The organism is Methanobrevibacter smithii ATCC 35061 (assembly GCF_000016525.1).
Taxonomy (GTDB): domain Archaea; phylum Methanobacteriota; class Methanobacteria; order Methanobacteriales; family Methanobacteriaceae; genus Methanocatella; species Methanocatella smithii.
This window is the reverse complement of record NC_009515.1, coordinates 1,355,116-1,369,308: the sequence shown is the minus strand read 5'-3', so window position 1 is coordinate 1,369,308 and position 14,193 is coordinate 1,355,116. Positions and strand designations below refer to the sequence as shown.

The window sequence follows — 14,193 nt, the reverse complement described above, 5'->3', positions numbered from 1 at the left end:
GCGCACCAGCTTAAGCCATATATTTTTCAATAACTCCATGATAAGAATCATTTAATTCATCAATGGTAAATTCATTATCTCCAAGTTTTAAAACAGCTCCTTTAACTTCCCCTATAATAGCTACAGGAACATCTATTTTATTTAATATTTCATCAACAGCATCAGCATTTACTGTTATAATATATCTACCATGTGATTCACTATAAATTAAATCTGATTCTTCCAAATCCTCAGAAGTTATAATTGAATCCAAATCTATTTCACAACCAATATTACCTTTCATAACCATTTCTGATAATGCAACAGCCAATCCACCATGAGATACATCATGAACAGCTGTAATATTTTTAGATGAATCTTCATCAAGTAATTTTAAAATAGTTTTACCGTTAGCCAATTCATCTTCAATCCTTATTCTTGGAGCCATACCTTTTTCAATATTATGGATAGTCCTGTGATATTCAGAACCGGTTACCTCATCATAGGTAGTACCGATTAAAAGGATTTTATCACCAGAGTTTTTAAAGTCCATTGTTCTGATGTTTTCAATGTTTTCAACACCTATAACACCAACAGCAGGAGTAGGATTGATTTTAATACCTTCGGTTTCATTATAGAAACTTACATTTCCACTGATAACTGGAGCATTAAAATTCTCAGCTACAAGAGACATACCTTCAATTGTTCTTTTAAATTGCCACAAAATTTCCGGAGTTTCAGGATTTCCGAAATTAAGACAATCTACAACAGCATAAGGAGTTGCACCCATAGAAATTACATTACGAATAGCTTCAGCCACACAACCTGCACCACCGTCAAACGGAGATAATTTGGTGTGGATTGTATTTGCATCAGTTGTGAGTGCAATAGCAGTATCATCATCAATTCTTAAAACAGCTGCATCATCACCTGGTTTTACAACAGTTCTTACCTGAACTTCATGGTCATATTGTTTGTAAACCCATTGTTTAGAAGCAATATTAGGTGAAGATAAAAGTTCAAGTAATGATTGCCTAACTGGAGGATGATCCACTTCAACTTTTGAGGTATCTTCAGCTATTTCTTTTAATTCACGATTAAGTGAAGGGGGATCCGCCAATAAGATAGTTGGCAAATCAGCTAAAGAAGAACCTTCATCATCAATTATCATATTATTTCCGTCAATAACTTCCCCTATAACTGCTGAAACAATTTCGTGTTTATCACAGATTTCCTGTGCTTTTTTAACATCTTTAGGATTAATTACAAAAACCATCCTTTCCTGAGATTCTGAAAGCATGATTTCATATGGAGTCATTCCAGTTTCCCTTAAAGGAATATTGCGTAAATCAACTCTTGCACCGTTATTTGATTCATCAACAAGCTCTGAAATACAGCAGGTCAATCCTCCACCACCTAAATCTTTAACTCCGCTAACATTAATTTCGTCCAAAATTTCAAGTGAAGCTTCTAAAACTCTTTTTTTAGTAAATGGATCAGCTACCTGTACAGCAGGCCTGTCTTCTGTTTCACTATCTGAAGTTAACTCTTCTGATGCAAATGTTACACCATGAATTCCGTCACGGCCAGTTGTACCACCCATCAATAAAAAGACATCTCCAACATACGGAGCTTTTCCGCGAACGATTTTGTCTTTTTCAACAAGTCCCACGCACATTACATTAACTAAGGGATTTGTTCTAAATGAATCATCAAATTCAACTTCACCTGCTACTGTTGGAACTCCTACCCTGTTACCATAGTCGGAAATTCCCTCTACAACATGTTCAAATAAATATTTTGATTTTTCATCATCTAAAGATCCAAAACGTAAAGAATCTAAAAGAGCTATTGGTCTTGCACCCATAGAAATAATATCTCTTAAAATTCCCCCGATTCCAGTACCTGCCCCTCCATAAGGCTCAATAGCTGAAGGATGGTTGTGACTTTCCATACCTACAGCCAAAGCATATTTATCAGTTACTGAAACTAAACCTGCATCATCTCCAGGACCTAAAATAATATTTTCACCCTCAGTAGGAAATGTGCCTAAAATTGGCCTACTGCTTTTGTAAGAGCAATGTTCTGAAAACATTACATCTAACATCCCTTCTTCCAACTCATTCATTTTCCTGCCAAGGATTCCTTCAATATATTCCATTTCAGAATCTGTCAAAGTCATTTTAAACACCTATTGCACTAATCTTATAGAAATACAGACGTCTTCGCCTTCAATATCCCAATCTTTAGTATAAACATCCTCACAATCTAAACATTCTTTTCCATCAGAAGTAATTAAACTGCGTGCTCTGATTTCATTAACAATAAATTCAGATTGTGGGAGTATTAATTCTTTAAATTCACTAGAAGTACTTACAACAGCATCAATGTTAGCTTCTACATCTAAATCCAAATCTTTTCTCATGTCCTGAACTCTTCTAATAAGTTCACGAGCCATAGCTTCTTGTTTGATTTCAGTAGTTACATTAGTATTTACAAATACATTACCGAATTCAAATTCAGAACTTACAAAGTCATCAGGAAGCTCAGTATCAAATAATATATCCCCATCATCTAATTCAAATGATTTTCCATCTGATTCAACAGTGAATTTACCAGTATCATCCAATTCATTTTTAATTAAATTACCGTCAGCTTCTTCAAGATATTTTTTAACAATACCCATATCTCCTTTAAGTCTAGGACCTAAAGTCTTAAGATTAGGTTTTGCATTAAATGACAAGTTTTCAAACTCTGCAGCAGTCAATACTTCTTTAGTGTTTGATTGGTCTTTAATAATATCTTGCAACTCTTCAATAGCTTTAAGAACATCTTCATCTTGAGATACTATGGTAATATCAGATACAGGCCATCTAAGTTTATATCTGGCTATATCTCTTGCTCTTGCAGACGCTTCAATTACTTCCCTTACTACATCCATTTTTTGCTCTAAATCAGAATCTATTTTAGATTCATCATATCCCCAGTCAAGCATGTGAATACTTTCAGGAGCATTCTCATCTACTCCTTTAACTAAGTTTTCATAGATTTCTTCACAGACATGAGGAGCTATCGGACATAAAACTGAAATCAGCTTGTAGATAGCTGTGTATAAACTGTAATATGCTCCAAGTTTATCCGGATCATCACTTTCTACCCATGTTCTTCCACGAATAAGCCTTACATACCAGCGGCTTAAATCTTCCAATATGAAGTTATTGATTTTTCTTGTAGCCTTATGGAATGATAATTTTTCTAAATCTTCACCAACTTCTTTTACTAAAGTATTGGCCCTTGACATAATCCAATTGTCTTCATCCCTTAAAATAATATCTTTTTCAGTTATTTTAGTTGGATTAAATTCATCTAAAGACATGTAAGTAGTTGAAAATACATATACATTCCATAAAATATTAAACATCTTATTTACGTTAAGCAATTCATCCCATACGAATTTTAAATCATCCCATGGTTTACTTGCCCATAATAAATAGAATCTTAATACATCAGCACCGTATTTTTCAATAACCTCTTCAGGAGAAACTACATTACCTAATGATTTACTCATTTTCTTACCGTGTTCATCCAAAACAAAACCATGCATCAATACTTTTTTATATGGCACTTGTCCCATTGAAATTACACCAGTACCTAATTGTGAGTAGAACCATCCTCTAGTCTGGTCATGGCCTTCTGTAATGAAGTCATACGGGAACCATTGATTGAATTTCTCCTGTTGTTGAGGATAATATAATGAAGCCCATCCAGCTACTCCTGAGTCAATCCAAACATCCAAAACATCCGGAATTCTTTTTACTTCAGAACCGCATTTATCACATTTCATTATGATTTCATCAACATATGGCCTGTGAACAAGCTCATCATCATCAACAGAAATATCATTTAAAGCTTCATTTTTTAATTCCTCTACAGAACCTATTACTTTTAATTCACCACAATCAGGACATTCCCAAATAGGAATTGGAATACCCCAGTATCTTTGTCTTGAAATGGTCCAGTCTTTAGCATTGTCTACCCAGTCTCTGAATCTTCCCTGACCTGCCCATTGCGGTACCCATTCTACTTTGTCGATTTCATCAAGCATTTTTTGTTTAATGTCTGTTACTTTCAAGAACCACTGTTTGGTAGCTAAATATATAATAGGAGTTTTACATCTCCAGCATACTCCATATCTGTGTTCTATTGTTTCATTTCTATACATCAAACCGCTTTCTTGCAAATCAGCAATAATTCCGTCATTGGCAGCTTTACAGAATTCACCTGCATATTTTCCTGCATCATCAGTGAAATTACCGCTTTCATCAACAGGACAGAAAATCGGCAAATCATAAGCTTTACCTACTTCAAAATCGTCAGGACCATGGCCAGGTGCTGTATGTACAAATCCAGTACCTTCACCAAGCTCTACATGGTCTCCAGGTAAAATAGTGTGGACATTTTCATTTTTATCAAATTCATCATGTATTGAAACTTCTTTTTCCAACGGATAAATGTAGGATTTATGAAGTAAGCTTTCACCTTTAACAACTTTAACTATCTCATAGACAACTTCAGTTTCTTTTATGATTTTGTCTTCTTCATCTTCATTCTCAGCAGGTATTTTAGTTTTATGTACAATGGTAGCAGGACCTAAAACGGTTTCTACTAAGTTTTGAGCAAGAAGTAAAATTTCTCCGTCAATCTTAACAAGTGCATAATCAAATTCAGGATTTACACAGATAGCCAAGTTTGCAGGAAGTGTCCATGGAGTTGTTGTCCATACAAGGAAAAATTCGGGCAAATCATTGTCTTCCAATATTGGAGTTTTAACCGGGAATTTGACAAAAATTGAAGGGTCCACCTTTTCTTCATAATCAATTTCTGCTGCAGCCAATGCTGTTTCACAATGAGGACACCAGCTAATTACTCTTTTATCATTTACAAGCAAATTTTGTTCATTAGCTCTTTTTAAAGTCCACCATGAAGATTCCATGTATTTAGGATCCAAAGTCATGTATGGGTCTTCCCAGTCCATCCAAACTCCCAAATCATCAAATTCTTTTTCCATAGCTAATTTATTGTCTATTGCAAATTCCTTACATTTATCAACGAATTTAGCTATTCCAATGTTTTCTTCAATTTCCTGTTTGCTTTTGATGCCCATCAATTCTTCCACTTTGTGTTCAATCGGAAGACCGTGCATATCCCATCCAGCCTGTCTCCTTAAGCTAAATCCGTTCATGCTTTTATAACGCAAGTAGGAATCTTTAATAACTTTATTCCAAGCAGTTCCCAAGTGTATTTTACCACTACAATATGGAGGCCCATCTAAAAATGAATATTGGGGACCATTAGCTCTAAGTTTATTTACTTTAGAAAAAGTATCTCCTTCTATCCAGAAGTTTTGAATCTTCTTTTCTATTTTTTTATGATCATATGATTTATCTGCCTCTTTTATTGGCATGTTAATTCTCCCTATATTAATAAGAAATTAATTGATATATTGTGTTGAATAATTTAAAAAAAAATAAAAATCTCTAATAAATAGAGATTTAATTTAGTTGAAAAAACGAGAAAGGAAATTTAATACACAGTTATCAAACCCTGATTAAACACACCTGCAATCTAAAATGTTCTTGTTTTTCCTTGAACAACATTTTCTGTAATGATTGATATATCTTCAAGCCACCTGTCAACAATTTGTTCTACTTTTTTATCAACATCTTCAAGTTTGACACCGTCTTCCAAGATAACCTGAGTAGAAGCTGCTTTTGGCTGATCGATAGGTTTACCAATTTGGCTTAAAATCATAACATTCATCTGTTTGATTCCTTCAACATTTTCAACAACATCCTTAGCTATTTCATTAGATAAAATATTGTAAATTTTACCTACATGGTTAATAGGGTTTTTACCGGAACTAGCTTCCATGGACATTGGTCTGCACGGAGTAATTAATCCGTTAGCTCTGTTTCCTCTACCTACAGAACCGTCATCCCCCATTTCAGCAGAAGTACCGGTTACAGTTAAATAATAACCTGATTCATCAGTTGCATCATCATTGTCTGCAGTGTTAACGAATACTTCAACTTCCCTGTTGGTGTATTTGGTTGCAAGATCAGATACAATATCTTTTAATTCTTCACGAACAGCAATGTATTCTTCTCTGTTTGCAACAAATTTTGAAACCATTGCACATCCAATAGTTAAGGTAATTTTTTCTCCTTCCCTTAAACCCATAACTTTAATATCTTCACCAACAGCAGGATGTTTAGCTTTGAAAGGTTTTGAGTTTAATAATTCTTCAGTAGCTTTAACTAAAGTTTCAGTTTCTGAAAATGGAGCATAACCTACACCAAAAGAAGTATCATTTGAAGAAGGTGCACCTTCTCTTTTAAATACATCTACTAAATCTCCAGATCCGTGTCCGATTTTACATTCAACAACAGTATCCAATTCAACATCTAAATTAATGATAGTATCATCTAAAAAGTTTTTAGCTGCTTCAATAGCTACTCTGTCAAGAGGGAATTTAATTCCGTCATATTCTGAAACTCCCCTACCAGTTAATAATATATCGATAGGTTTTAAGATTTTACCTCCGCCGAATACAGGATTGGATTCACCAGCAGTAATTTGAACTTCGTCAGTATTATGGTGAAGAACTCCACCTAATTCATCCATATACATTTTACATAAAGCTTCACTTACAGTTTCACCAATACCATCACTAATACTGTCTGGGTGACCTATACCTTTTCTTTCAACGATTTCAATATCGATATCTTCAATATAAGTTTGATTTAATTCTTTTACAATTATGTTTCTCATTTTATCAACACATATCAGTTATTTATATTATATTTTTTTAGTTTAATTAATAAATAAATGTATGGGATTTTAACTTTCAAACTAAATTTCTTAAAACAAAAGCAATATTCCCCAATCAGATTCTAAAAACTTAAAAACAATAAAAACAAAAGCTAAGCTAATGAAAAAAGGAATTTACAATAAAACCACTAAAGAAAACATTAATATAAACCTTAAATATGCAGACACATATTTCAAACGCCTTAAAGGATTGATGTTTAAAAAAAATATTGATTATGGCTTAGTTTTTATTATAAAAGCTAAAAATAGATTTAGCTCAGGAATTCATACATCCTTTATGAAATTTAACATAGATGTGTACTTTTTAGATGAAAATTTAAAGATTTTTGATATTCAAACCCTAAAACCCTGGGAAAAATATACCCCTTTAAAAAAAGCAGATTACATAATTGAGTTTGAAGAAAATAAAATAAAAAATAAATTAAAAAAAGGAGATGAAATAGAATTCATCTAATAATCTTTTAAAAAGTCCAATAACTCATTAGGATTTTCAAATATTTCAATATCTCCAATACCAGTTAATTTTTTAGTATTTTCAATATCAATATCCCTCATATACATTGTTATGATTTTACCTTCAGATATTGCTCCATTTGGACATGCATCTTTACAAAGACCACATCCGATACATTTTAGCAAGTCAATTTCCTTGTGAGGAACAATAGCTTTCTGTTCACATATTAAAGATGCAACACACTCTTTGCAATCCTCACATTTAGAAACTTCCATTTTTGAAGGTAAAACTGTATCGATAGGGCCCGGATGAATATCTACCGGAACTATAAGTGTTTTAACAGCCCCCTTACCAGCCTGAGCAACGGCATTTGTAACTAAAGTATCTGAAATACCATGCACAATCTTTGCAACTGTATTGGCAGTAGCAGGAGTCACAATCAGCAAATCATATTTACCAAGTGAAAGTCTTCCAGTAATTGGATAGCTAAATTTTTGAGTCCTGTCAGTAGCTAATTCCCTATATTTTCCACCAGTTAAACTAACTACCCTATCATAAAGACCATACATTTTTAAAACATCTTCACCAGCACCAGATAAAAATATAGTTAATTCATGATCCTTAGCTAGTTTTTCAGCTACCTGAACAGACTCATTGAGTAAATGACCAGCTCCGGTAAATGCAAATCCTATTCTCATATTATCTAAAGTTTATGAAACCTGTAACCTTCATTTTGTGAGAATGAATAATGGACAGTAGTGTATTGGTCCATGAATTCACGTACTTCATCTTTAATGTTTTCTTTATCAACAGCAACTCTTTTAATGAATTCAGCCACTTCATCCATTTCTTTTTCTTTTAATCCTCTTCTGGTAATTTCCTGAGTTCCTATTCTTAAACCAGACGGATTGTCACTATCATCTACATTGTCACCAGGAAGAAGGTTTTTGTTTAAAATAACATCATTATTAGCCAAATCATGTGCAATATCACTAGCACTTCTGATATTTGAAACATTAATAGCTAATTGGTGAGATTCTGTAAATCCTAATTCTTCACACAATACATCAAATCCACGTTCATATAAGCTTTGAGCTAATGCTTTAGAATTTTTAACAATTTGTTTAGCATAATCCTGTCCAAATTCCAACATTTCTGCAGAAGCAATTCCTAAACCAGCTAAGTGGTGAAGGTGGTGGTTACTTACAACACCTGGGAATACTGCATTGTCAATAACTTCTTTGTTTTCTTTGTGGGAAAGAATAATTCCTCCTTGTGGACCTGGGAATGATTTATGGGTACTTCCCATCATCAAATCTGCTCCTTCAGCTATTGGTTGTTGGAATTGGCCTCCAGCAATAAGTCCTAAAACATGTGCTGCATCATACATAATTTTTGCTCCAACTTCATCAGCTGCTTCACGAGCTTCTTTTACAGGATGAGGGAACAAGAATAAACTTCCTCCGAAAAGAACTATTTTTGGTTTTTCTTCGAGGATTTTTTTATTCATTGCATCGATGTCAATATTCATAATATCTTTGTCGAAAGGATGACTTATGGTTTTTAAACCAGCTATTCCTGCAGCACTAACTTTAGCATGGCTAATGTGTCCTCCATAAGGAACATCCAATGCCATTAATTTGTCACCATAATCAGAATAACCGAAAAATGCTGCTAAATTAGCAGTTACTCCAGAAATAGGTTGGACATTTGCATAGTCAACATTGAATAATTTTTTAGATAAGTCAATAACACGGTCTTCTATTTCATCAATATATTGACATCCTTCGTATAATCTTTCATGAGATTGTCCTTCTGCATATCTATGAGCTAAATCAGAAGCTACAGCCTCAGTTACATCTGAACTTGTAATATTTTCACTAGCAATGAGATTTATACTGTTTCTCATATAATTAGTGTGTTCTTTCATGATTCTTTCAAATTCTAAAACTTCATTTTGATAATCAGTCATTTACTACACCTAAGTATCCAATTAGTATTAAAAATTAACGATACATAGATATTTATGCTTATCTTATAATATAAGATTTTTGCAGCAAATATAAAAAATAATCCAAATGCAGATAATCAGATTATCAACATCCGACTAAGATAAGTAAAATAAGTCATTAAGTTTTAAAAATAGTCTAAAATTTTAAAAAAAAAGAATTGGAGATAAAAATCTCCGCATCTATTTACCTACGTCTTCAAGAGCAGCACTGATTTGTGCCATAATTTGATCGGTTTTGAAGTGTTGTTGATCCATAGCTCCAGATGGACATGCACCTACACAGGTACCACATCCTTTACATAATGCAGCATTGATTTCTGCGTGAGCAGCATTGTCATCTCCAGTAATGGAAATAGCACCGTATGGACATAATTCAACACAAACTTCACAAGCACCACAAATTACATCGTCAGTACATGCAATAATAGGTTCGATTTCTACTTGACCTTTAGCCATTGGGATAGCTGCCCTAGATGCTGCAGCTGAACCTTGTGCTACGGAGTCAGGAATATCTTTAGGACCTTGTGCTACACCAGCAATGTAAACACCATCAGTTAAGGTGTCAACAGGTCTGAGTTTAGGGTGAGCTTCCATATAGAATCCGTCGGAGGATTTGGAAACACCTAAAGTTTGTCTGAGTTCTTCTGAACCTTCAGGGTGTTCAAGACCAACACTTAAAACAACTAAGTCGTAAGTGTATTCAGTTACTTTACCGAGTAAAGTGTCTTCTGCTCTGATAGTTAAGGTTAAATCATCATTTTCGAAGATTTGAGCAGGTTTACCTCTGATAAATTCAATACCATATTTTTCTTGAGAGGTTTTGTAGAACTCTTCGTATCCTTTACCAAATGCACGAATATCCATGTAGTAACAGGTTACTTCGGTATCTGGTTCGTGGTCAATACATAATTGAGCGTTTTTCATGGAGTACATACAACATACTCTGGAACAATATGGTTTACCGATTTGTTCATCCCTAGAACCAACACAGTGGATGAATGCAACACGTTCAGGTTCTTTACCGTCAGATGGTTTTACAACGTGTCCACCAGTAGGACCGGATGCGTTAATCATCCTTTCAATTTCCATACCGGTAATTACGTTGGAGTAACGTCCGTATCCATATTGGTAAATACCTGATGGGTCGAATGGGTCGTAACCAGTAGCTGCGATAATAGTACCAACATCTAATTTAATTTCAGATGGTTGTTGATTGTGGTCAATAGCTCCACGTTCACAAGCTTGGTCACATAACATACATTCAATACAGTAATCTTTATCAATTGTTGCACATAATGGTACAGCTTGAGGGAATGGAATGTAAGCAGCTTTTACCATACCTACACCTTCATCGTAGTAGTTAGGTATTTCAATTGGACAAGCTTCTACACAAGATCCACATCCAGTACAATCTTCTTCGATTACATATCTTGCTTTTTTACCTACAGTTACATGGAAGTTACCAATGTATCCGTCTACTTGTTTAACTTCTGCGTAGGTAATTAATTCGATGTTTTCATGTTTGGAAACGTCTACCATTTTAGGTGCTAAAATACACATTGAACAGTCAAGAGTTGGGAAAGTTTTATCTAATTGTCCCATCCTACCACCAATGGTAGGGTGTCTTTCGACCATGTAGGTTTTAAAGCCCATGTCACCTAAATCTAAAGCGGTTTGAATACCACATACTCCACCACCGATAACTAATGCTTTGTTATCTACTGCTACTTTAGTAGCTTCTAATGGTTCGAGTAATCTTGCTTTAGCAACAGCCATACGAGTTAAGTCTTTAGCTTTTTCGGTTGCTGCTTCAGGTTCGGACATGTGTACCCAAGAGTCTTGTTCCCTTAAGTTTGCAAATTCAAATAAAAATTTGTTTAAACCAGCTTCTTCTACACATCTACGGAAAGTAGGTTCGTGAAGACGAGGAGAACATGCAGCTACAACAACCCTGTTAAGGTTGTGTTCTTTAATATCTTCTTGGATCATTAATTGACCTGGGTCAGAACACATGTATTTGTAGTCTTTTGCAACTACAACATCAGGTAAATTACCTGCGTATTCTGCGACATCCGGACAGTCTACAACTCCACCAACGTTTACACCACAGTGACAGACGTAAACACCAATCCTTAATTCTTCATTATTATCTCTTTTTTCTTCTGCCATATTTAATTCACCTTGTACAAGTCGTGAAAATAATCTAATTATATTAATAAAAATCTAATGCAAAAAAAATATTATAATTTTTAGAAATTAATTAGATATTAAATATGTAGTAAACCCACATTAATAAAGATTTCTATAGAAATTGGTGAGTAAAGTTTATATACTATAAAAAAATAACATGTTTAAAATCATTGGTTAAGCTAAAAACCGATTCAAAACAGCTTTCTAAAAGCTATAAAATAATAACAATTATCCTTTAAGAAAAATAATAAATTTAGGCAAAGTTAAATTTTGAAATTTAAGGGTCATAACAGCAATATCAGCACATGCCGGGCAACTAATGAAATCAATAGCATTTACTAAAATATCAACTGCAGGTTAACCAGCTAACAAAAGAATATAAACTTAAAATGCCGATACCCCATTTACTTAAAAAATCACTCCCTTTAAGAAAATATTTAGCACCAATCATTAAAAAAAAAGAATAGAACAGAAAAAACTGTTCAAAAATCAACATTTATAATAATGTCATTATGATTGGTAATGTTATTAATGAAATAACCGTATTTATTAAAATACAATCTGAAGTTAATTCATAATCTAATTTATAAGTAATAGCCAGTAATAAAGACAACATACCAGAAGGCATAGCTGCCTCAATAATTCCTACATCATGTTGTAAACCAGTAAGTCCTAAAAGTGATACAACAATCAAAGCAATTAATGGAAATACTCCTAATTTAACAATTGAAGTGAAAATAACCATGGCTTTACTTCTGGCCAGACCTCCAAGTTCAATTGACAAACCAAGTGAAATCATAATTAAAGGAATAGCCCCATCAGCAAGATAATTAACTGTTTTATCTAAAACTGGACCAATAGGAATATTTAATAAATTAAATAAAATACCTAAAACAACAGCCCATAAAGGTGGGAACAATAAAATTTCCCTAAATGCTCTTTTAACAGTTCCTCCAAACTTAAGAACAAGAACAAAGGACAATAACAAGAACATGCATGTTGTAGCTAAATCACAAAATATAGCTCTTAAAAATCCGGGATGGCCATAAACACCTAAATTGACAGGATATCCCATGAAAGCTGTATTGGCTATCATTACTGTTACTAAAACACTCCAAATTTTTTTATCATCATAATGAAGTCTTTTAAGAACAATATAAGATATAACACCTGAACCAATTGATGCTGTTAAAATAACAAACGGCAAAATTCCCAAAGTAGGTAACAGACTCATATCTGCAGAATAAAGGGCAGAAAAAATCATACAAGGCATAAGGATATACATTACAATCTTATTTAAGGGATCAATATCCTTTTCACTTAAAAAATCTATTCTTTTAAGGAAATAACCTAAACCAATCATTAAAACAATAGATATAATTGTAATTTCAATTGCATTCATATTAATACCTCGAAATATAACTATTGATTTAGATATTTATAAATGTTTGTTATAGCTAAAACAAAACATTATTAATTTTATTGAATTAAATAATAAAATGAGGATTAAAAAATGTTAAGAATATGTTAAAAATGCTGAGAATAAGTTCCTTACGAATAAAATCCATATCATTATTGTAGAACCGAAATTGGCTTTGCATAATTCAGCAAAGATTATAAAACATTGGTTATAACGACTAATAAAAAATTAGAGACAAATCTAAAAAGCAGAAAATATTTTCAAATGTAAAAAAAGAGGGTTAAAAGGTATAATTAATCAACAATACCTTCGGTTTTAATTTTAAATACACATTCACCTTCAGGCAAATGAGGGCTGTCTACTAAACGAGCAATTCTTTTACCTGCTAAACCTTTTTTAAGCCAGATTCTATAAGTAGATGCATGTCCTAAAACATGTCCACCAATAGCTTTAGTAGGACTTCCAAAGAATGAATCAGGTTTAGCTTGAACTTGGTTTGTTATGAAAACAGCTACATTATAAGTATTGGCTATTTGTTGAAGTGCATGTAAATGTTGATTTAATTTTTGTTGTCTTACAGCTAAAGATTCCCTTCCAACATATTCTGCTCTGAAATGAGCCATTAAAGAATCAACAATAACCAATTTAATATTATTGCCTTGCTGGATAAGTTCATTAATTTTTTCAGCCATTAAGATTTGGTGAGAAGAATTAAATGCACGAGCTACATGGATTTTTTGCAATACTTCATCAATATCCAATTCAAAACCATTAGCTATTTGTTCAATCCTTTCTGGACGGAAAGTGTTTTCAGTGTCAATAAATACACATTCACCATCAAGTCCTCCTTTTTCAGGAGGCAATTGTACAGTTACAGCCAATTCATGAGAAATTTGACTTTTACCTGAACCAAACTCCCCGAATACTTCAGTAATTGATTGAGTTTCAATTCCGCCACCAATTAAATCATTGAAACCTTCACTACCAACAGAAATGTGACCTACATCTCTTCTTCTTTCAAGAACATCGTAAGCTGTTTCAAAGTCTATTTTTTCAGATTTACGAGCTGCTTCAATAACTTTTTCAGCTACACCTTCACCAATTTCTGCTTTAACAGATAATTCTTTAGGAGTTGCAGTAGCTAATCTCATCATATCTGCAAAACCTGCATCTCTTAATTTTTCCGCTGTTTTTTCACCAACACTTGGTAAATCTTCTAATTCCACCATAATAATCATGCCTCATTAA

9 protein-coding genes are annotated in these 14,193 nt (G+C 33.3%); 1 reads left to right on the top strand and 8 read right to left on the bottom strand.

Annotated elements, in window-relative coordinates; all coding sequences use genetic code 11:
• Nucleotides 1–10: 10 nt before the first annotated feature.
• The 3 genes from purL to MSM_RS06760 form a co-directional block, all read right to left on the bottom strand.
• Nucleotides 11–2,161, bottom strand: a complete 2,151-nt coding sequence (purL, locus tag MSM_RS06770) for a phosphoribosylformylglycinamidine synthase subunit PurL (protein WP_011954455.1) — start codon at nt 2,159–2,161, stop codon at nt 11–13.
• 9 nt (nt 2,162–2,170) lie between these two features.
• Complete coding sequence (ileS, locus tag MSM_RS06765; protein ID WP_011954454.1) at nt 2,171–5,443, bottom strand: isoleucine--tRNA ligase; 3,273 nt, start codon at nt 5,441–5,443, stop codon at nt 2,171–2,173.
• Nucleotides 5,444–5,604: 161 nt separating this feature from the next.
• Nucleotides 5,605–6,810, bottom strand: a complete 1,206-nt coding sequence (locus MSM_RS06760) for a methionine adenosyltransferase (protein WP_004032572.1) — start codon at nt 6,808–6,810, stop codon at nt 5,605–5,607.
• A gap of 160 nt (nt 6,811–6,970) precedes the next feature.
• Here MSM_RS06760 and MSM_RS06755 point away from each other — a divergent pair, with 160 nt between their 5' ends.
• Nucleotides 6,971–7,324: a DUF192 domain-containing protein gene (locus tag MSM_RS06755; RefSeq protein WP_004032573.1), complete on the top strand. Its 354-nt coding sequence runs from the start codon at nt 6,971–6,973 to the stop codon at nt 7,322–7,324.
• Here MSM_RS06755 and MSM_RS06750 read toward each other — a convergent pair.
• From MSM_RS06750 to radA, 5 genes are all read right to left on the bottom strand, one after another.
• Complete coding sequence (locus MSM_RS06750) at nt 7,321–8,022, bottom strand: dihydromethanopterin reductase (acceptor) (protein ID WP_004032574.1); 702 nt, start codon at nt 8,020–8,022, stop codon at nt 7,321–7,323. The genes MSM_RS06755 and MSM_RS06750 overlap by 4 nt on opposite strands.
• A 5-nt stretch (nt 8,023–8,027) precedes the next feature.
• Nucleotides 8,028–9,296 carry a serine hydroxymethyltransferase gene (glyA, locus tag MSM_RS06745; RefSeq protein WP_004036282.1) on the bottom strand — a complete coding sequence of 423 codons (1,269 nt, stop codon included), beginning with the start codon at nt 9,294–9,296 and terminating at the stop codon, nt 8,028–8,030.
• Nucleotides 9,297–9,515: 219 nt separating this feature from the next.
• Complete coding sequence (locus tag MSM_RS06740) at nt 9,516–11,504, bottom strand: CoB--CoM heterodisulfide reductase iron-sulfur subunit A family protein (protein ID WP_011954453.1); 1,989 nt, start codon at nt 11,502–11,504, stop codon at nt 9,516–9,518.
• Between the two features lie 517 nt (nt 11,505–12,021).
• Nucleotides 12,022–12,927 carry an AEC family transporter gene (locus MSM_RS06735; protein WP_011954451.1) on the bottom strand — a complete coding sequence of 302 codons (906 nt, stop codon included), beginning with the start codon at nt 12,925–12,927 and terminating at the stop codon, nt 12,022–12,024.
• Between the two features lie 311 nt (nt 12,928–13,238).
• Nucleotides 13,239–14,174 (bottom strand): DNA repair and recombination protein RadA, encoded by a 936-nt coding sequence (gene radA / locus MSM_RS06730; protein ID WP_004036279.1) that lies wholly within the window; start codon nt 14,172–14,174, stop codon nt 13,239–13,241.
• Nucleotides 14,175–14,193 lie beyond the last annotated feature (19 nt).